Raw genomic sequence first — 25,956 nt, 5'->3', positions numbered from 1 at the left:
GCTGTCGATCGATCGTGTTGGTAGAACGGGCAGGACGTGTCGGACCCGGGTAACTATGAAAGTCGCAGCGGTCGCAATATCTTGAGGCGGTCGTCGCCACGCGACTGACGGCGGATCTCGGCAGCGGCGACAAGGTCTGTATCACAGAGAAAACGGGCTGGCCTGCATCCAGGAACGATGAAAACAAGCGTTCAACGCAAGGTGATCAGATCGTTTGTGGAAGGCATCGGCGCTGATCCTTTAGATGTTTAGCCCGGAAATTGATGGATTGGACTGAGTTGTTCAGGCTCGTTTGTCTAGCATTTGCAAATGTATTCGTGGGGTGTGAGGCCTTTCAGGGTTTTGAGGCGGTGACCGAAATCATGAGCTGAGACGAAGTCAGCAAGGTGCTGGCGGAGTTGCTCGTGGCTCGCAGGGACAGCGTTCGACGGTAGCTCCTGATCGTCCGGTTCATCATCTCGGCCTAGCCATTGGTCCAGGGATGTTTTCGGCTTGGTTGTCCGGTGTTCGATATCGGGTAGGAGCAGGCATTTTGAAGGCATGTGCCCAGATGATTTCGCCAGCCGTCATAGCTTCCTTGATCAGGGAGACGGCCGAGCCGCCGCAGAGCCGTTGAAACAGAGGCCCCCGAAGGTGCCCCTGCATCTCCTTGCAGGTTTTGCGCGATTGGAATTTTGGCGGCCGCAGGGGAGCTATCGAAGATTCGGCCAACCCGATGCTCGAGGATTACTCGGCAGCCTCTTGAAAGGTCGACATGAGCCTATTCGAAAGAGAGACGAAATTCCATTGTTGAGCAGGCGAGCCGTTAAACTGGAATAGCCAGATCCGATTGCCGGTACTCGTTCCACGAGCGTCGTTGTCAATGCACAGCCGGTTGTCGCCGTTGCTAAGGATGAAGCCTGGTTTCTTGAGCAACTCCCATCGCTGCTTCTCGTCGGTGGGGTTGTAAACCTTGAGCGAAAGCTGAGCTTGTGGGTCAAGGCGATCGGATCCAATCGCCAGATTGCCAGCGCTCGAGTTCAACGTGATTGCGCCACTATCAGAGTTCAGATCCCAGAGAGCGTGGCGATAAACCGTCGAGTCTTTTTCGCGGAGTACAACCTTAGCGCCCTCCTTCTGGTCGTCAACCCCGAGCACGAAGTCTGGATTCTGTTTAAACTCGATTACGTACTGTCCCATTTCTTGCCTCCTGTTGATTTGTTGGCTTCGTGAAGGCAGGTCTCCGCCCGACGGTGTGACACACTCGGGTGTGTGAGCCTTCACCGTGGTCTGAGCAAGGTATGTGCCAAATCGTACTATTTCCTTCGAAAGGGAATCCATGCGCGCCGCAAGGCAAGTGTTGCGGTGTTCGCGAAAGCTTTCTGTGTTCCTGCATGCCATGTGTACATCAGGCGAAGCGGTCAGGTGGCCGGCGCTAAGGCAAAGGGAACACACGTGACCGATATACCCCTCAGGGCCTGCTGACACCAAGAAATCGCCCGAACAGGGTCGGTGGCGCAGTTAAAACTAATCCTCACAGCGCGAGTGCCTGATCATCAAGGTAGCCGGAAATCCCACTGTGGTCGAGACATCCTATTCAACGCTATGAAGAGGCAGCTACAAAGCTGGCTTCCAAGAGAACTTTTAGCCTAACCATCAATTCTAAAAAGCTAAAAAGCCAGGTTGCCCGCAACGCGATCACAACTCTCGCAACGTTGTCACCCGAATTCCAAGGGCCATCTTCGGCGTCAACGCCGGAGGCCCTATCTGACTTCAAAGCATAGAACTACGTCAGGTATTGGACATATGTGTGAAGAATCCGACACGGCACTGGCCTGTGCGATCATGATATGGAGGCCGCAGCCCAACGACAATTATCGATCATGTCCCAGCACGTGGTGTAGGTGGCGGGAGATAGCAAAGCCGAGTGCCCGCGCGCTTCTCGTTGCGCTGTTTGCGGGCGGCCATCAGTGTTTTCCGCTAGGGTCGGGTTGTTCAAGACCAACCTGACGGAAGACCACCGATGACCAATGACATGATGAACGTGCGTTCGCTTGTTGAGAAGAGCGCGGATGCAGATTTATTGCGCGAGATGATCGGCTTTGCGGCCGAGCGGCTGATGGAGCTGGAAGTAGGCTCGGCTACGGGTGCAGAGTTCGGCGAGAAGAACCCCATGCGGCTAGCCCAACGCAACGGATACCGTGACCGCGATTGGGAAACGCGAGCTGGCACGGTCGAGCTTCGCATCCCGAAGCTGCGCAAAGGCAGCTACTTTCCGAGCTTCCTTGAACCGCGCCGCATGGCGGAAAAGGCTCTGACGGCCGTTATCCAGGAAGCGTATATCCAGGGAATCTCGACCCGTTCTGTCGACGACCTGGTCAAGGCCATGGGCATGTCTGGCATCTCCAAAAGCTAGGTGAGCCGACGTCAAAGTGAAGGCGTTCCTCGACAGGCCGATTGAAGGTGAGTGGCCGTACGTCTGGGTGGACGCGACCTATCTCAAGGTCGGGCGTGGCGGCCGCATCGTCTCAGTCGCCGTCATCATCGCGGTGGGTGTCAACAGCGATGGTCGGCGCGAGGTCCTGGGTATGGAAGTTGCCACCTCGGAGGCCGAACCGATCTGGACGGAATTCCTTCGCAGGCTGACGCGCCGCGGTCTACGCGGGGTGAAGTTGGTTGTCTCTGATGCACATGAGGGCATCAAGGCTGCCGTTTCCAAGGTTCTCAATGCGATATGGCAGCGGTGCCGGGTTCACTTCATGAGGAACGTGCTCGCGCATGCTGGAAAGAGCGGCAGGCGGGTCGTATCCGCCTTCATCGCGACGGCCTTTGCCCAGGAGAACCCGGAGGCAGCAAGCGCACAATGGCGCAGTGTCGCCGACCAAATCAGGCCGAAAGTGCCGAAGCTTGCCACCATCATGGACGACGCTGAAGAGGACGTGCTCGCCTACATGACCTTCCCGAAAGAGCACCGGGCAAAGCTACACTCGACGAATCCAATCGAGCGTCTCAACGGCGAAATCAAGCGACGCACCGAGGTCGTCGGCATCTTTCCGAACGACGAAGCGATCGTCCGTCTCGTCGGCGCACTGCTGCTCGAACAGAATGATGAATGGGCCGTCCAGCGTGCCAGGTATCTGACACTTGAGACGATGGCCCAAATGAGCGATGATCCCCAAATCAGTCTGCCCGCTGTGGCACGCTGATATCCCCTCCGACCCAAGTCGGAAAGCACGGCAATCAGCCGTCAGCTACACCACTCCCGTGGACACGATCGACGCCAAAATTAACAAGGCTTTTCGAGGGTTGGAAGCTGTCCGGCATAATTTGACGAATCCTCATCTGCGGTGGCTAATCTTGGTATAGGTGAGTCGACTGCTTCAAGTATCTCATAGAGCTCTAGGCTGAGGGAAACCTTGTGGGAGCAATGAAGCGGACAGGGCTAGATGTGGAGCCTCAACAGGTTGTCCTCGATCAGGCCGAGTCTACTGACGGGCGGTTTGGATTGTAGGCTGCCGTGCGGGCGATGCCAATTGTAACGGTGGAGCCAGAGCGGCAGGTCGGCGGCGCGCTGCTGCGAGGTTTCGTAGGCCTTGGCATATGCCCATTCGCGCAGTGCGGTCTGGACGAGGCGTTCGGCCTTACCATTTGTCTTCGGCGTATAGGGTTTGGTGCGGATGTGTTTGATGCTGAGCCGCCGCAGCGCCTTGGCGTATCGATGGGAACGGAAGCTTGTGCCGTTGTCGGTCATGACGCGCTGGACCTTGACTTGAAGAAGCGCATGGCATTGAAGAGAAAGCGCAGACAGGAGCGTCGCGTCTCGTTGGGTAATATTTCCAAATAGGCCAGGCGTGAGTGGTCGTCGATGGCCAGATGGACGTATTCCCAGCCGATGCCGCGGCTGTTGCTCTGGCCGGTGCGATCGCCGGTGATGCGGTGGCCGGTTCGGTTGAATTTGCCGAGTTTCTTGATGTCGATGGATGAGTTCGCCGGGCTGGTCGCGTTCGTAGCGCCGCACCGGCTCGGCCGGGGCCAAGGCCTTGAGCTTGTTCAGGCCAAGGCGCTTGAGGATGCGGCTGACTGTGGCCGGCGAGACACCCGTCTCCTTGGCGATGTGTTGGCCGGTCATGCGCAGGCGGCGTAACGCCTCGATCTGGACGGCGGTGGCCTGCGGCGTCGGATGATACAGGCGGTGCGGTCGGGAACTGCGATCATTGAGACCGGCCTCGCCCTCCCGTCGATAGCGCCTTACCCACTTATAGACGGTCTTCACGCAGACGCCGAAAGCCGCAGCGACGGCCATCGGTCGCTGTCCTTCCATCAGCACGCGGTGCGCAATTACCGCTCGACTGAGCGGCGTGAGGCGGGCATTCATATGGATGTCCATTCGGTCCCCCGAGAATCACTGAAGCTTCGACAACCTCAGCTTTCCCGGTACGGATCGAATGGACAACCTATTGGAAGCTCACAGCTAGAGCAGTTACCAGAGTTGTGCGAAGCGTTGATATGCGATCACTTTACGAGATGGTTTTGACGAAGGCAGATATATGCATATTTTGCAGGAAGTCTCACGTGGCTTTCCGTAGCGTGGAGCATATAATTCCGGAATCTTTAGGTAATTTATCCGGTAGACATCTCCTCCCCAAGGGTATTGTTTGCGACCCATGTAATAATTATTTTTCCCATAGCGTAGAGGCTCCGATCTTGAGCCACATATCGTTTCAAAAATATTCGCGGGAAGTTTCAAATACCTACCAAGCGTCGAAAAATACCTTTTGTGAAAGGGTATGCAATGGGCACCGACGTCGAAGTAGGCATGCGGTTGGACAAAAGATCGGGAAGGCTGGAAGTCACCAAAGATAGTCAGAAATCGGAATTCGAGCGTCTGAGGCGACTTGACGCCCTCTTCATTCGAAAAAATGTTTATGTTTTTCCGATGGTGACCACCGCAAAAGGAGATGTCTCGGTTCTTGGCAAAAATGGCTCTTGAGGCGATTTTTGCGAGATTTGACTTAGTTTCTGGGACCGAATTTGCTTTAGAAATGATCGCAACGGAGCACTACGACAACATTCGGGAGTGGGCTAGGTACGGCAACAATTTCGACGATTGGCCCTATCATTACCGGGCATACTTCCCGGAAGACACGTTGATGGAGCACAGGCAAGTGGGTTCAGTTTGGGTTCGGTTATGATCTACTTCTCACGGGTCACCCGGAAATATTTTTCATATTTTCATATCATGGCCACGAGTTCGCGATCAATCTTGGCGGCCCGTCCATCAAAGGCTACAAGAGCTGGCTCGCCGAAAACAATTACGTTAGTGCCCTTGTGGAAAAAAAGGGTAGTTATGTCCATTCGTTGATTGAAAAGGGTGCAAAAAACACTTTCTCGTTCCTGTTTTGAAAATACCTTTGGGTAACGGCAACTGATCGGCGACGTTTTTGACAACTACGTTGCGCTCGACGTGTCACTCGGACTCCCCTCGATCGTCTTATTCGCCTAGGCGACCTTAGAGATTAGGCCGTTGTCACCGTGAGGCGCAAGTTCGTGAACGTGATAGGGAATACCGGCGCTGCGGCACTTCCGGCCTAGAAATTCCGCTTCAGCGCTATCGTGCGTGGAGAGAATGACCTGATAGCCAAGCTCGCGGACCATTTGGCGTAGCAAGTCCATGAAAGCGCTGGCATGAATCACGTCGTTGTGCTGGAGAGGATCGTCTAGCAGGAGGGCCCGCCACCGTGACCACCCGAATGTGGTGCTCGCAGCCATTAAAGCTGCGACGCTCAATGCCGAGAGCTGGCCTTCGCTGAAGTAGAGGTTCGGATTCATTTCGAGCTGCGTAGTTGAACCATCAATCCCACTCCTGACGATACCCGGCCGCAACTCTGATCGTGTCACATGATGTTCCGCACGATAGATGATTGAAGCGTCCGACCAAGTCATCAATGTGCGCGCGAAGCGCTGAATGGTTGCATTCAGCGGCACGAGCACCTCATCGGCATAGAGGTCTGCCCGCTGCTGCATTTGTTCTCCGACGATATCGATACGCTCGCGAGCGGATTGTGCAAGCTCGAGGTCGCGGCGTGCTGCCTTAGCTCGACGCTCCAGTTCTTGGCCGACCTCGAATTCTGTCGAGGCAGCCGCTTGGCGCATCATCTCCGCAATCTGGTTTTCCAGTTTGCGGAGCTGCTCGTCATTCATCCATTTCCGATATCCGATCACCAACTGCTGCTGGACCGCGCGCACCCGCTCCACTTGCGCAGAGCGTTCGACATGGCGAGAGCGCTGCTGGGCAACCCTTCCACCATCCGGTTCTCCGGTTTGACCTGCTTCAATCCAACGGCGGGCGAGTACCGCGCGCACGCCTGCGAGCCCATCGAGCCGGGCGTTGGATCTATCACGGGCTTCCGTCTCGCGGGCCTCCGTTTCACGAAGGCTGTCACGGGCGTGCTGGGCATTGTCGAGGTCGAGGCTGGCGCTCGCAACCTGTTCGTTCAGACCCCTGAGGCGGTCCTCGGTCCCGGCTTGTTCGGTGTTGATGTCGACCAAAAGTCCCAGCTTTTCATCCCACAACTCCGGATGTTGCCGAAGAGTAATGCGAGCTACATCGATCTCTTCTTGTGTTGCATCGCTCACGCGCTGCAACGTCAAGTGCTTGATTGATTCTGCTTTCAGCAATGCTTCCAGTTCCCCAATACGCGCAGCAATTTGCTCCGGCGTTTGCGCTTTTGAGAGCTGCTCGTCCATGCTCGCCAGCTGGTTTTCCAGAAGACGCGTAGCCGATTGATCATACTCCCCGTCGGCGGATCCTCCTGCTTCAACAAGCTGTTGACGATGCTCCTGTTCGCGAGCACGCAGGTTTCCAATCGTTGACTGCAACTGCTCAATTTCCAGGATTGCTCGATCGATCTCGCCTATCTCCCGTCGCAGATTTTCACCGGTGACCCGAGCTGTTGCAAGAGACGTTGCCAGTTCGGAGGCAGGCCGTTCGTCCGATTCACTTTGTGTGCGCACGAACTCGGCCAGGAACCCGGGAGCAAACTCTGTCTTGCAGACCGGGCATGTGACATCATCGTGTACCAACCGGTGTGCGATAGCAGAGACCGCCTCGGCGATTGTCCGGACCCGGTCGTCATGCTGTCTAAGGGCCGCTGAATATCGCGCAACCTCATCAGCCGCGGCGGTAGCCTCGTCGGCCAGCCTGGAACGCTGCTCGCGAATATCGGGTGCCAGCTTTCCGGCAAGAACTGGCATTAGGCGATCAATCTCGGCGCGGGTAGCTGCAAGCGTCAACGAAATCTGCTCACGCCGCCGGGCGAAGGTGACCTGATCTGCCATCGCCCTGCGCTCTGACCGCTGCGCCATCGAGTTCGACAGTTCGCCTTGCAATGCTTCGATCCGAGTCTCAACTCTCGCGGTTTCAGCTACAGACTTTTGGAGTTGCGCTGCGGTTTCCATCTGACGAGCCAGCAATTCGTCCAACTGTCGCGCCGCGGCGCGGACCCGAGAGAGCATGGCCACACGGTTCTGTTCTTGCGCCGTTTGCCTTTGACACGACGCCAATTTTGCTCTCGCCTCGAGAAGCGTCGCTTCGGCCTCGATCAACAATGCGGCGGCCGCCAGGCGGCGTTCCTCGATGTCGTTCGCCATCTTTCGTGTAGCGAGCGTTTCCTTTCCGGCGTTATCGAATTCCGAAGCGATTTCCGCCAGCATCTCTGCAGCTTCTATGTCTTTGACATTCAACTGCTCGATGGTTCGCAGCAGAGCACCAAAGTCTTCAAGGAGCGCTTCGGGGAGTACATTGGGGTCCGCTGGTAGCCAACGAACACCAGGAAAAAGGTTGACGACCTGGCCCGCAAAGCCTTCGATGGTCGAGCGCAAGGCCGATGGCTGAACTGCCTCATCAGAGGATGAAAGTTGGTGTGCACGTTTGCTCTCGGCGAGGAGGTTGCTCCAAGCAACCATCGCATTTGACGCGTCTTCCAGCTTCTTTGTTCGCAATTCGATGGCGCGCGTGAAAGCGCGCCGAACGCCTTGGCCGCTCATGCGTTCACGAAGCGTGTTGATGCGATCGACGCCGGCCGGTCCTTTTAGGGCCTCCCATTGCTTCTCGGGTTTTCGCAATGAGAATCGCTGCGCCGCGGACTGTCCGAGGAAGTGGGTAATTGACAGATAACCATGGAGATTGGTGATTTCACTCCACTCAGGACGTTTGAGCAAGCGCGCTATCGCTGTCTCGTCGGTCGGAAAACCCGCACCACGGTCGATCGGCATTCCATCAGAAAATTGCAGGCTGACCCGATGACTGTTTACCGGCGCGCCGATGCGGGTGAGAGGATCAGACTCTCTACGACGCCCATCGACTGCAATGTCCTGGAAGCGGCTGACCTGATCTGTCAGTGCCCATTCCACGCCGTCAAAGAAGCTGGTCTTTCCAAGACCGTTGGCTCCCGTGATAAGCGTAACGCCCGGTCCGCTGGGCAACTCAAAGGCGTAGCTGTCTCCATAAACACGAAAATTAGAAAACTCGACGCTCCGGAGATAAAGTTCACTCATGGTGTCGCCTCTCCTTCAAGTTCGATGAGTCGCTCAGCAAGTGCACCGAAGTCGAGGTCGGGATCTTCGATCGCCTCTTCCCAACCGCCAGGGAGCGATATGTTCGCCATACTATCGAGTTGCTTCGTCATTTGCTCGACAGGCCACGGACGTGCAATGAATGTGCGCTCGAAGAACCGCTTTGCATCGTCGATGGTTGGCTCGTTCTGATATAGCCAGACCAACTTGCGGCAGGTGCGATCATCAGCTTCGATTTCTGCCGCCAGCTGCCGCCATATCGGATTGAGGAGTGCGCCGCCGGGTCCCAAGATGAAAAGCTGAAGATTTGGCGCTTCCGCGCCGAGCCAAGATCGAGCGATCGTTGCTTGGTTTCTGTAGCGACGCATCTGCTGATCTACGTTTCCCTTTAACGGGGCCCCAATCAGGGATCCAAAGAGGATCGGAACCCCGTCTAGAATAGCCGCAGCGACGCGCTGTGGAAGTTCGGATTCGTTCCGGCTGACGGTGCCTCCCGAGATCGCCTCACTCAGAACCTCCGAGTTGAACCGAGCTCCACTCAGCTGCGGTGGAGCCTCGCCGATTGTCGCACCGATTTCGACCGCCGCGTCCAACATGAGCTGGAAGAGTTCGGGTGCGTCACGCGGCGTCATCGTTTACCTCCTCTAGCGCCTGGGCGGCAGCCCGGGACCGCCACTCGAAAATCGACCGTAAATATTCCCGCATCGTTGTTTCTCCGGCCTCAAGCGCCGTAATGAATACGTCGTCAGCCCCAATGACTAGCGGGTCCTCGGCAGGCGAAATCCGGCCCACACTTGCGGCATCGGAGATGTTGCGATCCATCCTTAGATCGCCTTCCATCATAAGCGCGGCCTCCCTGAGCTGCGACAGCAATACGACACCAGTCGTCCAACCTTGCTCCATCGCTGCCCGCGTACCCAACATGCGTTCGTTGATCCAACTGATGCCACATGAATGTGCAGTCAAAGCCTCAGATGCGATATTGCCAGGGCGTTGGGCGGCAGGGGAAAGCACTAGACCCGAGCAGGCCGCAAATGCGAGCGCGAATATCGTTGATTTCGTCATGAATGGCCGTACGGTTTTCGGACCGATGCCGACCAGCGCCGCTTCGTCGGGGATCTCGCGATCTTTTTCAGAGACCAACAATCGAAGATAGCGGCGGCACTTGGCGCTGTCGGCCGCCAACGCAACATACCATTGTTGCCACAAGTCCCATAACTTTGCGCGAAGGGCGGGCTCGATCGGCCATCCAATTTGTGCCGCCGCCGGACCGAGAATCTCGTGAAGCGCGACATGCAACTGACGCAACACCTCTCCATCGAGCTGCCCGTCGATTGTCGCGGCGAGTGTTGCGATACTGTGCTGCGTCATTTGGCCCGGCGCTGGGGCGATCTGGAGATCGCTGACAGGGCATCGAATATCGAGGTCGGGACCGGGCAGCGCTTTGCCTGCGCATAGCGCCCCCAAGGTCGTGCGCCAGCCATTGTGCGTCGTGTGAAGCATGAATCCGGTTGCGTGAGCCCCAAGCCTAGCGATCACGGGTGCCAATACCCCGATCTCCACGGTGGGAATGTCGCAGTATAGCGCGAGGGTCCGGTTCGTTGACCAAACTTGCCCAATTGTACCCGGATCGAGATTGCCCGACCATGCCACGTGTCCTGGGGCTGCCAAGGACAGAGTGAGTGCTATTGCATTTACCGCAGGCGCTGCGGCGACCGGTGTTACTGCTGGCGCCGGCGGCGGTGCAAGCTGCAGGGCGGTGAAACGAGCGTGGGCGCTGGCTGTTAGGGTTGGGGATTCGGGCCTAGTTGCGGATCGCGGCGCGTTGATTGCACCAGGATAGTGATCGAGGAGGTCTTGGAATGGTTTGAGATTGCTCGCCGCATCGGGACCTAGACGAAGGAAGCGCCGCAAAGGATCAATCGCATCTTGCCCAACTATCCGGACTTCGCCGCGCTTGGGAATGGGGCCATCAAATTCGGCATTCGTAGTGACCGTGATTGCGTTCCGCCCGAGCTCCAGATCAGCCTCGAGTATCAGATACACTGCAAGCCGATTATGCAAGGCTGTCGTCCTGCGAAGAAGCTGCGCATCACGAGTGTGAAAATGTATCAGCATTGCGGGACGCAGCTGACCGGCAATTTCCTGCCAGACAGCCAGTGGAACAAGTGGACGCAGTCGCGCTCGATACTCCGCAAGCAGATCAACCGTGGCGCCCGGTGCCCAAGCCTCCTGCTCTATCGCTTCGATTTCGGCGCGCGCTGCACCGAGATCGAGCCCCATTAGCATCGCACAGATTTGATGGTGCTCAAGCGCATTGAACGCGGCCATCGTAAAGTCGACAAGCCCGCCGTCACCGTTGCCAGATATGAACAGTATGGGATTCGCGACCTGCGTATGAATCGGCCCGGCGAGCGCCGAGGGAGACCAATAGGACAGCGTCTCGCCGTCAAGATAGGCCTCTAGCCCGAAACCGATCGCGAGTATCACGACGTCGTAGATTCGTCCGATTGCCGTACTTTTATCGACGACGACGCGGATCGGTCCGAGGCTGCTCGGGATGAGCCCCGTTACGGCCTGATCGTTATAGAGCGTCAGAATCGTCTTATGGCACTCGGCGTCAAATTCGGCGCGTAGCGTGGCTGCAACGTCCCCCGCAGCGCCGGCCGTCCAGTTCATGAGCGGTAGACCAGCATCGTTGCGGTCGGAATCGGCCGCCGGCCAATCATAGAAATGGGGGTGAAGAAATCGCCTGCTGCCATGTTGGAGCGAAAGCACGGCTGAATTGCGCTCGAACAAGTCGAGCCTTTCTAGGTTCGGGCTTGTTCTGGCAAGAGCAACTGCCGCGGTGATGCCCGCTGCGCCGCCGCCGACGATTGCAACCTTTCCGCCATTGGGTCGAACCAGATTTTCGGAAAGAATCGCATCAACGAGATTAAGCGCCCGGACCTGCTGCGAATACACGGTCACCCGCTTCTCGAAGCTGCCCAACACTAGCACGCTGTTTGTGCCCGGTATCCTGGCCTCCGCTATAATCTCCTGGGGAGTCACAAATTTTGTACCCCGAGCGCTGGGGTGGATCCGCGGAGTCTACCTAACATCTTGTCCTAAGCTCCTCCCTCTCGCGCCCGAAAACTCCGGACACAAGAGGCAAGATTGTTAGATCAAATTCTACCTTTGGTATAGAGGAGCAGACTGAGGAAGTGAACGCAAGAAGCTCTCGTCGAGCGGTTCAAACCTGTTGTGTGACGACGACTTGGCCGCGCCGAGCCGGGTTAACCCGGATTGTTGCCGTGGATGCTGAAGAAGCGTTCGAAAAACACGACAGGCACTCCGCGTAATTGCTGCCCACCAGCTCGTTAGAGGCTGACCGGAACACTACGTATCCGGTCAGCTAAGGTCCATCTCCACAGCGACCATAGAATGAGAATATGTGGCCAACGTAAGGTGGCCTGAATACAGGAGTTTTTTAGCTGGCGGGCGGCCGCGGCATCTTCACGCTCGTGAGCTTGGCAAATCGTTGAAAATGCCGAGATTTGTCGCGCGGTTCGGGAAATTGATGGTTCATATCCTTCAAGGCGCTCACGACCGGTACAATGAGCCGGTCGCTGCTTACCCACCGACCGAAGAGACGGGCGACCAGGCGCGAACTTGCAGAGGGAAGGCGACCCTCATCCAGTCAATTTGTTCGATAGTAGGCGAGAAGTCGCTCGCGCCCCAGGCTTCCCCGTTCCAAGGGAAGGAAACGAAGTGCGTTGCGACGGAAGATCTTGTCGCAAATATAGTCCGAAAGACCGCAGTCGGTGCGCAGAAATGCGTTCACGCTTTCGATATAGTGACTATAGCCTGCCTCCTTCCCAAGCATGATCCAGTCGCTTCCGTAACGATGCGATCGTAATCGCTGTCGAATTTTTCCAGCCATTTGTTGAAGGACCTCGCAAGGAAGTCTCGTTCTTTCGAGCCGGCCGAAAGCACCTCGGAAAAATAGCTGATGTCGGCGATCACGTTCCGGCCAGGATTTTCCTTGATGAATTCACCCAGCCGCCATTCCCAACTGCCATCCGGCAAAGGCATTCCTTCCCGTCCAGCCGACCGTGCGCTGAAACGACCGAAATGCGCGATACAAACCCGTAGCTTGGGGAACTCCTTGAACACGGGGATCCAGTAGGCGGGATCGCCCCGCTTTGCATAATCTGGACCGGAACCGTTCGACGAATAGCCATGAGCCAATATTGGGGCATCGACATTGACACAGAGCTTGTAGAGGTCGCCAAGCGCAGCATCGAGCTCCTCGTTGGGCTCAAATCCCAGGCTCTTCACTGTTCGCTCCGGATATGGTGGCTGGTTGCCCGTGGGACGAAATCCCATCGGCGGGTAGAGCTTGATGCCGATGAAACCATGTTACATCAAAGCCGAATTGGCAGTCGCAAGCGAACTTACCCTGCTTTTCCCTTTCCGGAATGCCACTCCGCGGAGAGGATCAAATCCCATGTAGCCGTGGACGACGGGACCGGATTTCGCTTTCGCCATGCACTGCGAAATCCGATCCATCACCACCATCTGCCGCGGTAGGGGCGAAGGGTCTACATCTTCATAGAGCCACTCATCATAATCGACGAGCGCCGGCGTCAACAGGACCGGATTGAAGCCCTGTGCCTTGCTGTCAGCAACCAGGCGATCGACAAGGACGTGCCGGTAAAGGCGAAACAGACTGAACCAATTGAGATAGCGCCCCACAGGATCTTACCTGAGGAAAGCGCGCTGGCTGGCTCCGCGGGCTTCTCCGATCGTGAGTGGTTCGTTCGCGCGCAGAGCCTTGATTGGATCACCGAGCATATAATTGAGGAACTTTTCCTCGGAGGGGATGATCGTGTGGCCAGATCGCCCGGGGCTGCGATCGTAACCATCCGTCGCCTCTTCCGATCGAGTTCCAGGAGATGCTGGCTTGTGTCTTCGACCGCCGCTGCGCGCGCTTTGTCGACCGTCAGAGAAGCGGCTTTTCCGTTCCGTCCGGTGTCGAGAAACGCGATCTCCTCATCCGCCGTCGGTGCGCTACCCGTGCCGAGTAGCTTCAGAAGAAGTGCGATAAATTCGTCTGTCACGTCGGGATCACGGACCGCGAGAATGCGGGCGGCTGACTGCTTGGGAAAATCTTCGAAAACGACCTGTCGCAGGAAGCGGGTGGTCGGCAGATCCGACGCATTGAAACGTGGCAGTGAGCGTCGACCAACGGGACGCCTTCGCCCGGTACCGACGGGCTCGGTCGTCCGCAACCCGCAGTCAATGCGACAGCAGACAAAGATGCCTGCGTTAGAAAAGCTCGACGTAACATCACCATCCCCCAATTCGGCCTCGATGCAATGCAGACATGAAATGCCCGCCAAGCGTTCTGATCGTCACAGACGAGGGTTCAAAAATTCAGCCGGGCGATCATCGCGCAGTGATCCGAAATCGCCAATACCTGGTCTTTCCCGTTCGGGGTGCCTGCTTTGTTGCCACCAAGGTTTCCGATGCTCAAATGTTCGGCCGGGCCGTCGCTTTTGATTCCGGGCCCGACGAGGATGTGATCAAGGCCTACCGGATTGCGGCACCCGAGATAATTGTCCGAGGCGAGAAGCTGTGTTTCCGGCGGGGTCAGGTCGCGGATTTCGGCCTGGGTGCAAAGTGCTTGCCCGGCATCGCTGATCTGGCAATGCTCGTCGAGAACTTCGAGATTGGCAGCCGCCGACTGACCATCGGCGACTTCTTCTATGAGAGACCGCGACAGCACGCCCGCCGGCCGGGGCGATGAGGTTCCGCTGGCGTCGGTCCTGGCCGGCCGCTGGTCGCGCAGTTCGTGCCAGAGATTGCGGTTGAAATCGCCGAGGAGAACGATCCTGGCGCCATCGGCCGCCGAGCGCTCAATCCAGCTTTCGAGCGGGTCGATCTGTTGCTGCAGGATCATGCAGTGATTACCACTTCCCTCCAGATTTCCACCGTCGAATGGCGACACGCAGCTCGACTTGAGGTGGACATCCATGATGCGAAGCAGTTTTCCATCGATCTTGAGTGTGACCGCAAGACCAGGGCGCGGCCGCTTGTCATCGGGGTTGGCGGGAAGGCTAAGCGCCTCTTCGATGGCACAGGAGACCTTTTCGCCCAGCGTTTTTTTCCAGGCGATGACCAGGCGCTGCACCTTGTAGCCCGTCACGGGACAGAATTCGTAGTCGCTACCACCGTTCGGAAGCACTTCCCGGACTGACTGCTCGCCACTGACTTCTTGGAAGCCAATGATGTCGGCGGGTATGGAACGAGCGATGAAGTTCGCGATCTGCTCCTGCCGCTTGCGGTAGGCCTCGAAATTGACGCGAACGGTTCCCCCGGCGAAGTAGACATTGCAGACGGGGAGGCGGCTGACGTCCCATCCCTCGATCTTGAATGCGTCGATGTCCCATCCCGGCTTGAACCCGGCCTCTTGGGATGCTTTGAACTTGCCGGTGGCCGGATCTTCGACATAGTTCTTCGAACATTCGCCGATCCACTGCTGGACCGTTTCCAGGTCCATGTGCCAGCCGAGGTTCCAGGTGGCGATCGTCACCTGGCTTGCCAGGGCCTCGACCGATCCGAACAAAACTATTAGGCATGCTGCCAGATACCGGATCATCGACGCCCCCCTCGCCTCAAAGTTGATCGAGAGGAGTGAATTACAATTTGCTAATCTGCGCAAGAGTTCGGGTAACGCGCGGGCAGCTATTTTTAAACATTCTCACGATCGGCAGCCGATTAGGGTGGCGCTGGAGTTATTCCGGTCCGGCCGACCCGCTGCACAGAAAGGGTGCCCACCGGGAGCGGCTTGATCAACGACTTTCCGGAAACAGCGGGGTCAAGCCAATCTGCCCAGGAGCCGCGTTCCAGGATGACGATCTGCCGATCGTGAGGGGCGAGTCCGGCCCCGGCGCCATCGTCAGCATGGTGAAAGCCTTTCCGACCTCCGGCGTGTCGCGCCAGATCCCGGCAATGCAGAAGATCGGCTCGTCCTTCTTCGTGAACAGCCACTTGTCCTTGCGCTTCTTTTTCGGGTCCTTCGGACCCGTGAACTCGTAAAAGCCGTCGGCAACGATCAGGCAGCAATTGGAAGCGAACTCCCGACCTTCCGACGGGAAATCATACACCGGCCGCTAGTTCGGTCCGGGCCAACTCCAGCGCCGCTGCACGAGCTCGGCCTCATCGCGGGCTCCGTCGATCGTCCTGACGATCGGGCCGATATCGGTAATCTTGATGTCCTCGCGCGCTTCGAGCTTCGGCGCGCCTTCACAGCAGATGCTGCAGGTTCCAATGGACCGGCAGGACCAGACAGCGCCAGACGTCCGGCTTGATCTCTCGATGGAAACTCTGATCTGCACGGCGTTTGCGGCTTTGAACCTTGCCCGAATGAGTAAGGTTGGCGGAGATCGTCAAGAAGGCCGCCCGATTGTGGCACTGTATTGGAATTGGATCGTCCCCTGACGGCGATCTCTGCCGGCTTGCGCAGCCTTCGAGGCGTACTATCTCTGGTGTAACCCAGAAATGGAGCATTGCCATGGATCGAAGCGCGGCCGATACGCTGTCGGAATTCTACATTGAAATTCTTCCGACGGACCGCGAAGAGATGTGCGCGTCGGATGCAATGACCTGTCCGTGTTGTCGAAAGTCACGTCCGGCATCGAGCATGGATGACGATGGCTGCGGGATCTGCGACGAATGCCTAGCACCATGACCGCCGGCTCCAAAACACCGCTACCTCGTTTGGCGACCTTCGAAGACGCGCTTGCAAAATTGCCGGACGGCTATGTCGACGGATATTTTGGTGGCCGGCCATGGGGTGTGACCGCCAAGCGGTCGGAGGATGGCAAACGGATCTGGCTCTATGGCGAGGAGCTTGGCGGAAAAGATATCGTCAGCTTCAACCTCTATCGATTGGCTGAACCGGGGTCGATACTGAAACCGTGCGAAATGTCCTCCGACAAGGTGATCGAATTCGTTATCGGTTTCGAGCCCAGCACGGGAAAGCTGCGTCTCGAAAATAGTGGCCGAAAATAAGCAAAGGATTTATGTTGCGTTGCAATAAATGCATAGCTGTACTGCAATCTGAGCGCTGGCGGTCGGAGCAGCCTCTGGTATTTTCAGATCATCGAAGCGATGCACCTCCTCCCGCAAAGCTTCGGGTTTCAGGCGACCACTCCTCCTCCCAAAGGGCGCCTGACAGAACAGCGGCGCTCCTCCTCCCAGCCGTTGTTCAATTCTTTCGAAAAGCCTGCCGCACCTCCTCCCGCGGCAGGCTTTTTCGTTTGTCCATACAATCAAGCTCTGAGTTCAGGCGTCAAAGCAGACTGCCCTGTTCCACCGGCTCTCCGGATGTCGAGACGATCGTGGATCCGTACGGCTCGCGCGAGGAAATGGTTAGCGCGTCGTTCGGTAGAGGCCGTGCGAGATCCTTGGCCTCATCCCAAGGCGCCCGCATCCAGGTGTCGGTCTCCTCCTTCGTCAGCAACAGGACGGGCATGGCCTTCTCGTGGATCAGCTTCACCAGGCTGTTGGAATCTGTGGTCAAAAACCCATAGAGGTCGTCGGTGGTCAGGCCGTCCCTGACCTTTCGGACACTCTGCCATTGCGGCACATGGATGCCAGCGAAAAACATCAGCGACTTTTGCTCGTCGCGGGCGAACCAGGCATTTGGCACCTTACCACTTCCGCTTGGCTGGCTGGATCCGGTTCCGCGAAACTGGTGACCGGGACGAGGCATCTATTTTCGACGCCGAACCATCGCTTCCAATGCGGAAAATTGAGCTTGCGCACATTGGTGGTGCCGCGGTCGGCCTCCATGCGGATCAGCTCTTCGAGATCGAATGGCTTGCCCTTGGCCGCAAGTTTCTCGGCTTTCGCTTTGGCGGCCTTCTCGAGCGTGAAGCGCGGGGAGGGCAGTCCCCAGCGCGCATGGACCAGCTGCTTCTTCCCGTCCGCGGTATTGCGGACGATCGGCCCCATCTGATCGCGGTTCATCTGGTAGGCGGGCATCAGGTTGATCAGGCTTTCGGCGTCCTGGGCCCACTTCGCGACCCAGTCCCTGTCTTCCATGCGATAAAGATTGCACATTGCAGGCTATCTACTCCGCTGAGCTCGACTGGCTGACAATCTAGCCTATGGCGCTGATTTCGCTAGTCGAGCCGGAAGACGTCGGCATTGTCCTGGCGATCGCGCAAACCCTTGTAGGATGGATGGCGAAGTTTCCGGTCTGTCGTCCAGGCACGAAACTCGATCTCGGCAATCAGGGTCGGCTCGACCCAAACAATATCGGCACTTCCGGAATAGGGCAGGGGCGGCTGCTTTCGCTTCCAGCGCAGCTTGTCCAGCATCTTCCGCAACCGGACGGTTTCCGTTTCCTTGAAGCCCGTCCCGACACTTCCAACGTGGACGAGATCGGCTCCGCGATAGGCAGCAAGCACCAACGAGCCAAAGCCGGCAGGGGATGCCGATGACTTCTCATAGCCGATGATGAGGAAAGCCTCGCTCTGGACGCATTTGATTTTCACCCAATCCCCGGTCCGGCCGGAACGATAGGGCCGATCGAGGTGCTTGCCGACGATGCCTTCCAGGCCGAGGCGGCAGACATGCTCAAGGAGGACGGCTGGTTCGACGTCGAGTGTCTCCGATAGCCGAATGCCACCGTCTTTGCCGGTCAACAGGTCATCGAGGAGATGCCGGCGCGACCGGTATTCGACGCCGCGCAGATCGTGTCCGTCGAAATAAATGAGATCGAACGCGTAGAAGATGGCGCCGGAAGCTCGGTTACCCGCTTGTTTGCCGGATGCGCCGAGCGACTGCTGCAGCAGCCCGAAATCCGGCCGCCCCTCTGCGTCGAGCACAACGGCCTCGCCATCGATGATCATCGTCGCCGGCCCGAGCGCGCGGGCCGCTTCTAGGATCGCCGGAAACCGGCGCGTCCAGTCATGGCCGCCGCGGGTGAGGATCCGGATATCCTGCGGCTCGATATGAACGGCGAGGCGATAGCCATCCCACTTCACCTCCCAGCTCCACTTGTCTCCCTTCGGAGCATGGCTCTTCAATTGCGCCAGCGCGGGCTCGACACGGTCAGGCATCGGATCGAAAAGCAGCTGTGGCTGGGCCGGATTGCGCTTCTTGCGCGGCCGCGAACGAATCGGAGCCTCGGTATCACGAAGGAGCGGCTTTGATCTCGGAGGCTTCGTCATCGTGGCAGTTCAGCAGAAAAACCTTAAAGACACTGTGACGATACGGCATTTGTCCCCGTAATCCACGCTGGAGATGTGCAGGCGCTGCGAAAAAAACTCAGCCGGTCGCTACCGGCCTGATTCCCATGGATATTCTTCTGATTCCTCATGTTCAGGATAATATTCCCATCATTCCGGTTGCTTGACTCTTCAGTTCGGCGGGAACAGAAACAGAACATCCGCATTTTGCTCGACATGATGTCGGCGGCCAACACGAGGGAGCCGTGAACGATGACTGCTGCCCGCGAAAGGGTGATTTCCGATTTGCGCGAGCGCATCGCCTCGCTGGAAGGCGTGTCAGCCAGAAAGGCTGGTTGTCTTTCCTTCGGCGTGCCGGAAATTGATGCGGTCCTCCCAGGCGGTGGTCTTGCCTATGGCGCCCTGCATGAGTTTGCCGGCGGCGGGCAAGGCACGGTGGATGGTGCCGCGGCGGCGCTTTGCGCAGCTGGCATCGCGGCGCGCACCAAAGGTCCTGTGGTCTGGTGCCTGACGCGGCCGGACCTGTTTTTTCCCGCACTCGCTGAGGTCGGGCTGCATGCGGACCGGGTGATTTTCGTCGAGTCCGACAAGGAAGAGGATGTGCTCGCCAATATGGAGGAGGGGCTGTCCTTCGGCGGATTGGGTGCTGTGGTCGGTGAACTCGTCCGCCTGCCGATGGTCGGCTCGCGCCGGCTCCAGCTGGCGGCCGAGAAAACAGGGACGATGGCGCTCGCCGTCCGACGCTGGCGCAGGCAGACGGAGGCGAATGATCTTGGCCAACCCACGGCATCGACCACAAGGTGGCGGGTCAGCGTCATGCCGTCGGAGGAGCTGCCAGTGCCGGGTGTCGGAAGGCCCCAATGGTTGCTGGAATTGATGCGCGTAAAAGCCGGTGAATGTGCTGAATTTCTCGTAAGGGCGTGCGATGACAGGGTTGTCTCGATCTATCTCCCGGACCTGCCGACGGATCGCATTCGTCGCGCCGATCCGTCCATTCCGCCTGAACAGCCAATCGCCGTGATTGCCAGGAACGGCTCGAAGCGCTGGGTGTCGGCCGCCGACGTGGCCGCCAGACAAGCCGGCGTTCATGTCGGCATGCCGGCGGCGAAAGCGCAGGCGTTGTTCCGCGGCCTGATGCTGGTCGATGCGGATCCTGCAATGGATGCCGCAGCACTCGAGCGGATCACGCTCTGGGCTCTGACGCTCTATTCCCCGATCGTCGCGGTCGATGGGATCGATGGCATTGTCATGGATACCGAGGGTGCCGATCACCTGCAAGGCGGCGAACTGCCGATGGTGACGAAGATCGCCAATCAGTTTCTGGCCAGAAAGCTCACGCCCCGTGTCGCTGTCGCCGACACCTGGGGAGCAGCTCATGCCTGCGCTCGCGCCATCAGTCGGGATACGGTTATCGTGCCGATCGGTGAGACAGTGCGGGCCGTCGAAAAACTGCCGATATCGCTATTGCGGCTTTCGGGGAAGGTCGTCAGCGACCTTCGTACGCTCGGCTTTCAGACGATCGGCGAATTGGCCCACACGCCGCGCGCGCCGCTGACGCTATCACGTAGCACGTTGCAAAGCGGTCCGCTTCACTCTCCTCGTCGCGGCTTTGTTGCGCCGTCCAGGCCCGATCATCGTGGCCAGAAGCGTATGACCGACTTCATGTGCAAGGATCCGTTCGATCGCCCGGAAAAAGAATACGTCGCCGGCGACCAACCTATCGGACTGGAGGTCGGGTTTCGGGAAATAGGTGTTCCATCGGTGGCCCCGCGGCCTGGCCAGCGCCCTCGCCTCGTGGATGAAATGGTAACCGGGCTCCGCCTCCGAACCTTCCACGAAACCCAAGCGAGTCTCGCCGGAGCGACGGGCGTTGAACATCGCTGCACATAAGCGACCGATGCCCTGCGACATGACCCAAAGGCTGGCAATTCCGTGCCAGTCCGCCGTTACCGAGGCCTCGCTTGGCTTGCACTTGAAAAGCATCGATGAGTGCGCCTCGGTGAACTCCAGATTGGGAGGAGGATTAACGCTGGACGCTGCGACAATTCTATCGAAGATCGCTTGGATCCTTGCTTCGTAGCCAAGAAGAGGTCTGAAAAATTCGGCCGCGTGTCGCCCACAAATATCCCGTCTTCCATGGCTTACTGCTCCTTGGTTATTTCTGGGGCGCTTGAGTCCGCACGTAAAAATTGGCCGATCCACCATTGTCCAGCAAGATTTCGGACGGCCCCTCGGTAGAAAGCCATAATCGTAGCACGCTGCGATCATCTCTCTCTGGAGCAGCTGACTGGCCGCCGCCAAGGAAGGCTTCCTGCTCGCGTTCTGTCAATTCCGCCCAAAAGCCATCGGTGGCAAGAAGAAGCGTGCCGCTGGCCTTTTCTTCTGCGAGGACGTCTGGGGCCATGAACTCCCTGGAACGAAAACTCTGGGTGAGAAGGTGCCTCGTGGGCGATTTTGCGATGGAATCGAGAGGCATGTCCGCCAGGGCGTTTGCAAGGGTATGGGGCGTGACTTGCCAGTGTACCTGGCCGTCGTGCCTGCCAAGCAGGCAGTCTCCTGAGTGGAGGACCGTCAAGGAGCCTGTGTCCATTACGTGAAAGAGGACAATGCTGGCGGAACCCCTTGGAAACGATTTGCGAAGGGCTTGATGAATCTCCCGAAGCTTGGCTTGCGTGAGCTCGTGGCCCCACGCATCGTCGGTTCCGGCAAACCAGTCGACGACAGCTTCGACGATTGCCCGTGCATATCCCCCGTTGTTCGAGCCGTGCGTGGCGCCATCAGCCAGGATAGCAAGGAATTCGCCATGTCTTTCCGCGATCCCCGCATGATCGCGATTGTCGTCGGTGCGCGTTCCTTTTTGACTCAACCATCGGGCTTCGAGCTTCATTGTGCCGGGCCATCCGCACAATGGCTTATCGAGACAAACCTGTCCCGGACGATTTCTACACGACCGGCGGGCCCGCGGATATTGCCATCGATTAAATCGTCGAAGTCACCTTGATCGAGAAGCGCACGAAACTGTCCGGCGATGAAATCTCGAACGTCGTTGTCGGCCGCCGTGACCTCGGCAAGGAGCTCCTCCCTGCCGTCGACAATAAGGAGGATGTCTTCCGCGTCACGGCTCATGATCAAGTCGCCGTTTCCCCTTCCGGCATAGGCCTCGAGCTTCGTTGCAAGAAACATTGGCGGCGTCAGAATCCGGATCGTGAGGTCTTCCGAGAGCTGGTAGTGCTGCGCCGTCTCGATTCCGCTCGTACCATCGATTTCCGAATCCGAGGATAGCCGGATCATCGGGCATGAAGTCGACCGTAAGCTTGCCGAGACGCATGCGGCAGACCACCTCCTCGTCAGCAGCCTCCATGAAGCCCCGGTGTCGAAGCTCTCCCTGGAGCTGGGCCCAGGCGGGACGGCCCGCCAGGTCAACGATCAGGTCGATGTCGTCTGTACGCGCACATCCTCGAGCGTGACCGGATCAGTGATGAATAGCGCGGTCGTGCATCCGCCGACGAAGACCAGACGCAAACGCAGGTCTTCGCCGAGGGCCAAGGCAACGGCTTTCATCATTTCCAGCAGTTGAGCGCGGATCGCTGTCATTTGCTCATTATCCTTGACTTGAGGTGGTCAGCCGCGAGACCAACTTCCCGCTGGTTCCCGAGCCTGATCGCATCAACCAACGCGAGGTACTCATAGAGTGCATCGTCTTTCAGGGCCGCGTCCGGCACGGTTCTGAAGAGCGGCTCTACCGCCTGCCCCATCTCCCTTCCGTTGCCATAAGGCCAAACGTAGTTGTACGTCCCTCCGCTGATCAGGAGTTCCGTGAGCATAGGTGCGGCGAATGTGGTCGGGACACCGCGCTGCATCGGCCCAACTTGGGCGGGGAAGACGAACTTTAGTCCGGTGGTAATAAAGCCGAACAGGTTCCTTCGGCTTGGCCTAGGCTCATTCTTGCTATTGTCTTTTCGCGCAATGCCTGACGCGACGCTGCGCTTGATCGACTGCGCTATTTCGGTCTTGCTGATACCGAGTTGCGCTTCTAGGTTCCGAACGGAATATGGATCTCCCCCCACGGATTCCGATCGCAACCGATCGACGCCCTTGGTGAGTTCCTGATCTTGCAGGCTTACCAGCTTCAGCAGGACGACGATATCTTGGCGCTTCATAATAGTGTCCTCTGTCCTAGGACTGAGGACACTTAGCCTAAAGCAATTGGTCCTGTCAAATCTGTGGACATCGCCCTTAGGGTTGATCGTCTGGAGCAAAGAGCTCGATGTACCTCACACTAAGTGCTTGGGCGATTTGGTAGATGGTGATGATCGAGGGGTTTCCGAATTGATCAAGACCAGATTTCCAGCCGAAGCAAAGGCGCCTGACCAATCTCTCGCTGGCACCGCCCCAAATAATGTCTAAAATCGCGGGAAAAGCGGAATGGCATTAGCTCGAGATAACGCATACATTTTGCGAGAAACCTACGGGAAACCCTGACCAGCTTTCGGCTTTCACTGAGGTGATTGCCACCGCTGTTATGACATGATGAAACAAAGGTTGGATGACGACCCCACATGTCGAAACTAGAGAATCATATAATCTCGACACAAGCTGTTCTATCAAGATCTCATTTTGCCAAATCACGGTTCAACGGTTCGATTCCCATCAAGGCGAGGGATGAGTTGGGTATGCCGCTCCGAATAGTCCCATTTGTCACATCACTGAAAAACTTCTGACCTAACGAGGCTTTCGGGGCCTCCGCTCAGGGTGCGGCCGTCGATCAGGAGTGACGAAATCATGTTGGAACGTGTTGGCAGCGGATCGAAAGAGGTCGAAACCCTGGTCGTGGACCTCGGCCAGAAAGACGTGACCGGCCGTTCTGCATCGGCAAAAACCATCGACGCCAGCGAAATACGCAAGATCGCGCCGAGCGGCAACGGGCAGGCTCTCGACATCTCTGCTGCGCGGGGCTTCGTCGGGTTTACGCCGAGCAAACGCGGCGGCGCCGCGATCCTGGTCGATGCAAAGGCGAGCACGCCCGAAACCGACCCGGGCACCGATCTCAAGATCGACCTCGACGGTTTCTCGCCGCTGCCCTCCAGCAATCTCGCCAGCTATTCGTTCAACGACGTCATGGCGGCGATCATGATCGGCACCGGGCTGGCCGGCAAGGGCATTGCCGCCAACGGCTCAGGCGACGGACGCTTCTTCGCCGGCAGCGGCGGCGACGCCTGGATCGCCGAGCGCATGTTCGCCACCAAGGATAATGGCTGGAGCAAGACCATCCAAAGTCTCGATCTGCCTTATATCGACAGCGACTATCTGACATCCAGCCTCAAGAAGATGGACCTTGTCATGTCGGGTTCGGATGCCATCGAGCCGGTCGTGGAGCGCCCGATCGACGAGGACGACATCCTGGAAAGCAAGGTGCTGCGCGGTTACGCTCCGTCGACCGCCTATGAGCCGACGCTGAAGAAGCTCGACGAACTCAAATACGGCATTCTCGGCGACGCCGTGAAGGACGTGAACCGGGATTTCGTAGCGCCCCACAATATGGACCACCTCGACCAGCTGGCGCCGGAACAGAAGGCAACGCTGCTCTACGATCTCATCGAGATCAAACAGCAGTTCAACGGCTATATGAACCAGTACGGCGACAGCGTGCCCGATGGCGAGCGCGTCGGCAAGGACCTCGACGCGCGGATCGAAAAGCTGACGGCTGATCCCGCGACGCAGCAGCATCTCTCAGATATCTTCGCAAGCGGCATGAAGGAATATCTGCAGCAACCGGAGAATTCCGATCTGCTCACCAACATCGAAGACGCCTATCTGATCGATATCGGCGGCGGCAAGGCGATCGACCGGGCGCTGAGCGACGGCAAGAGCTTCGAAGATGCCCTGGAGGATTATTATTCCGAACTCAACACGCTCGTCGATCTCCTGCCCCAGGATTATATCGACGCGCATCTCGACGCCGCGAACGTCACCTTCTCAAACATCATCAAGGAACATTATATCGGCGACGGCCAGGGTGTCGATCTCGAGCAGTTGCTGTCGGGTCCGGATGACACATTTGTGCCCGGCGCAACGAATGACGCCATCAGCCAGTTGGCAAACACCTTCGCCGAGGATTTCATCAGCAAAAACGGCCCGGCAGATGGCGGCGAAACGCTGAAACAGAATCTGGCGCAGGACATAGCACGCGACGTCGACGGCGTTCTGCGCATGGTGCGCGGCGGCATGAAGCTCGACGCCGCGGTCGCCTCCTTCAAGGATTCGCTCGACCTGCCGCGCCAGACCCGCACGCCTGCTGGCATCGATGTCGAAGTGTACAAGGCCGGCCTCGTCCATGCGGTCCAGATGCTCAGCATGTCGAGCGTGCTGGTGGCGCGCGGCCTCGGTGTGGGCGGCAAGTGGACGCCGGCCGATATCGCCGCTGCGGTCGGCTCGGCGACGCAGATCGTCGGCATGACGATGGAGGGTCTCGGCAAGAACCTCGACGTTGCCGGCAAGCCGTTCAGCGCCTTCGGTAGTCAGCCGGGCAGCTGGGGCAAGGGGATCTCCATGAGCTTCTCGCCGAAGACGATGGAAGCGGCGGGCAAGATCCTCGGTGCAGCAGGCGGCCTCGCCATGGCCGGCCTCGGCTTCTATTCGGCGTCGCGGTCGATGAAGGACGGCGACCGCGCCAAGGGCGCGCTCGAAATCATCGGCGGCATTGCCGGTACCGGCAACGCGCTTATCGGTTTCTCCGAAGCGATGCTTTATCTGACCAATGTCATGTCCCGCGCCTTTTCCGGACTCGAAACGGTGGCGCCGGAAGTGGTGACCATCTTCAGCAACGCCGCCAAAGCCGGCCTTGCGGCGGCCGGACTGGTCACCGGCCTCGTTGCCTCGGCCGTCGGGCTAGCACTTGGCCTGTGGGATATGGCAAATGGCGTGAAGAAGCTCGACAAGATGGAAAAGCAACTGAACGAGAAGCTTGAGCGCTACACCGGCGAGTCCGTGGATCTCGAATTCAGGCCGGATCCGTCATTCATCTGGTAAAGGCATAGTCGGCGGCAACGATGACCGCCACCCCGGAAAAGCCTGGGAAATGCCCTGCGAGCCCTCGGTAAAAATGTGATTTTGATCTCCCCGCGCGAGGTCGCTGCATTTATGCAACCGCGATGTCGCG

14 protein-coding genes and 8 pseudogenes are annotated in these 25,956 nt (G+C 58.0%); 7 read left to right on the top strand and 15 right to left on the bottom strand.

Translation table 11 applies throughout. The annotated features are described in order from the left end of the window. Nucleotides 1–296: 296 nt before the first annotated feature. Nucleotides 297–515: pseudogene (locus tag CO657_RS37400) on the bottom strand (integrase core domain-containing protein); the annotation flags it as partial. Between the two features lie 211 nt (nt 516–726). Next, the gene (locus tag CO657_RS22935) at nt 727–1,179 is read right to left on the bottom strand and encodes an RICIN domain-containing protein (RefSeq protein ID WP_054186203.1); all 453 of its coding nucleotides are present in this window, start codon (nt 1,177–1,179) and stop codon (nt 727–729) included. An 823-nt stretch (nt 1,180–2,002) separates the two neighbouring features. On the opposite strand from CO657_RS22935, the pseudogene CO657_RS22930 reads away from it, so the two are divergent. Next, nucleotides 2,003–3,185 (top strand): annotated as a pseudogene (locus CO657_RS22930) (IS256 family transposase). A 236-nt stretch (nt 3,186–3,421) separates the two neighbouring features. On the opposite strand, the pseudogene CO657_RS22925 reads toward CO657_RS22930, so the two are convergent. Then, a pseudogene (locus CO657_RS22925) lies at nt 3,422–4,366 on the bottom strand (IS481 family transposase). Nucleotides 4,367–4,485: 119 nt separating this feature from the next. On the opposite strand from CO657_RS22925, the gene CO657_RS22920 reads away from it, so the two are divergent. Together CO657_RS22920 and CO657_RS36855 are read left to right on the top strand one after the other, a co-directional pair. Next, nucleotides 4,486–4,842 carry an HNH endonuclease gene (locus CO657_RS22920; protein WP_082366410.1) on the top strand — a complete coding sequence of 119 codons (357 nt, stop codon included), beginning with the start codon at nt 4,486–4,488 and terminating at the stop codon, nt 4,840–4,842. After that, nucleotides 4,772–4,969, top strand: a complete 198-nt coding sequence (locus CO657_RS36855; protein ID WP_054186202.1) for a hypothetical protein — start codon at nt 4,772–4,774, stop codon at nt 4,967–4,969. The genes CO657_RS22920 and CO657_RS36855 overlap by 71 nt, the downstream gene beginning before the upstream one ends. Before the next feature lie 509 nt (nt 4,970–5,478). Here CO657_RS36855 and CO657_RS22915 read toward each other — a convergent pair. The 7 genes and pseudogenes from CO657_RS22915 to CO657_RS22890 form a co-directional block, all read right to left on the bottom strand. Further along, the gene (locus CO657_RS22915; RefSeq protein ID WP_054186200.1) at nt 5,479–8,535 is read right to left on the bottom strand and encodes an AAA family ATPase; all 3,057 of its coding nucleotides are present in this window, start codon (nt 8,533–8,535) and stop codon (nt 5,479–5,481) included. Next, nucleotides 8,532–9,185, bottom strand: coding sequence for an ABC-three component system middle component 1 (locus CO657_RS22910; RefSeq protein ID WP_054186199.1), 654 nt, complete (start codon nt 9,183–9,185; stop codon nt 8,532–8,534). Before CO657_RS22910 ends, CO657_RS22915 begins: the two co-directional genes overlap by 4 nt. Then, nucleotides 9,172–11,547: an ABC-three component system protein gene (locus tag CO657_RS22905; RefSeq protein WP_245487170.1), complete on the bottom strand. Its 2,376-nt coding sequence runs from the start codon at nt 11,545–11,547 to the stop codon at nt 9,172–9,174. The genes CO657_RS22910 and CO657_RS22905 overlap by 14 nt, the downstream gene beginning before the upstream one ends. A gap of 825 nt (nt 11,548–12,372) precedes the next feature. Continuing rightward, a complete protein-coding gene (locus CO657_RS37395) occupies nt 12,373–12,921 on the bottom strand; it encodes an amidohydrolase family protein (RefSeq protein WP_245293096.1) in 549 nt (182 codons plus the stop codon). A 33-nt stretch (nt 12,922–12,954) separates the two neighbouring features. Next, entirely contained in the window at nt 12,955–13,290 is a 336-nt protein-coding gene (locus CO657_RS37390; RefSeq protein WP_245293095.1) for a hypothetical protein, read from the bottom strand. A gap of 673 nt (nt 13,291–13,963) precedes the next feature. After that, nucleotides 13,964–15,196, bottom strand: a complete 1,233-nt coding sequence (locus tag CO657_RS22895; protein WP_054186197.1) for an endonuclease/exonuclease/phosphatase family protein — start codon at nt 15,194–15,196, stop codon at nt 13,964–13,966. A gap of 119 nt (nt 15,197–15,315) precedes the next feature. Next, a pseudogene (locus tag CO657_RS22890) lies at nt 15,316–15,845 on the bottom strand (SOS response-associated peptidase family protein); the annotation flags it as partial. Nucleotides 15,846–16,284: 439 nt separating this feature from the next. Between CO657_RS22890 and CO657_RS22880 the strand changes: the two are divergent. Beyond that, nucleotides 16,285–16,611 carry a hypothetical protein gene (locus tag CO657_RS22880; protein WP_342637200.1) on the top strand — a complete coding sequence of 109 codons (327 nt, stop codon included), beginning with the start codon at nt 16,285–16,287 and terminating at the stop codon, nt 16,609–16,611. Between the two features lie 280 nt (nt 16,612–16,891). Here the strand turns inward: CO657_RS22880 and CO657_RS22875 are convergent. Both CO657_RS22875 and ligD read right to left on the bottom strand, forming a co-directional pair. Further along, nucleotides 16,892–17,664 (bottom strand): annotated as a pseudogene (locus CO657_RS22875) (SOS response-associated peptidase family protein). A gap of 62 nt (nt 17,665–17,726) precedes the next feature. Further along, nucleotides 17,727–18,779, bottom strand: coding sequence for a non-homologous end-joining DNA ligase (ligD, locus tag CO657_RS22870; protein WP_054186384.1), 1,053 nt, complete (start codon nt 18,777–18,779; stop codon nt 17,727–17,729). Nucleotides 18,780–19,049: 270 nt separating this feature from the next. Between ligD and CO657_RS37065 the strand changes: the two are divergent. Next, nucleotides 19,050–19,801, top strand: a pseudogene (locus CO657_RS37065) (ImuA family protein). 13 nt (nt 19,802–19,814) lie between these two features. Next, nucleotides 19,815–20,357: pseudogene (locus CO657_RS37145) on the top strand (Y-family DNA polymerase); the annotation flags it as partial. 595 nt (nt 20,358–20,952) lie between these two features. On the opposite strand, the gene CO657_RS22850 reads toward CO657_RS37145, so the two are convergent. From CO657_RS22850 to CO657_RS22840, 3 genes and pseudogenes are all read right to left on the bottom strand, one after another. After that, complete coding sequence (locus CO657_RS22850) at nt 20,953–21,684, bottom strand: PP2C family protein-serine/threonine phosphatase (protein ID WP_054186352.1); 732 nt, start codon at nt 21,682–21,684, stop codon at nt 20,953–20,955. Then, nucleotides 21,681–22,391, bottom strand: a pseudogene (locus CO657_RS22845) (hypothetical protein). The gene CO657_RS22850 and the pseudogene CO657_RS22845 overlap by 4 nt, the downstream one beginning before the upstream one ends. Then, the gene (locus CO657_RS22840; protein WP_054186353.1) at nt 22,388–22,957 is read right to left on the bottom strand and encodes a hypothetical protein; all 570 of its coding nucleotides are present in this window, start codon (nt 22,955–22,957) and stop codon (nt 22,388–22,390) included. The pseudogene CO657_RS22845 and the gene CO657_RS22840 overlap by 4 nt, the downstream one beginning before the upstream one ends. A 622-nt stretch (nt 22,958–23,579) precedes the next feature. Here CO657_RS22840 and CO657_RS22835 point away from each other — a divergent pair. Next, nucleotides 23,580–25,826 carry a hypothetical protein gene (locus CO657_RS22835; RefSeq protein WP_128715586.1) on the top strand — a complete coding sequence of 749 codons (2,247 nt, stop codon included), beginning with the start codon at nt 23,580–23,582 and terminating at the stop codon, nt 25,824–25,826. Nucleotides 25,827–25,956 lie beyond the last annotated feature (130 nt).

It is taken from the genome of Rhizobium acidisoli (genome assembly GCF_002531755.2).
In the GTDB taxonomy this organism is placed as follows: Bacteria; Pseudomonadota; Alphaproteobacteria; order Rhizobiales; family Rhizobiaceae; genus Rhizobium; species Rhizobium acidisoli.
This window is presented reverse-complemented; position numbering and strand designations above follow the sequence as displayed.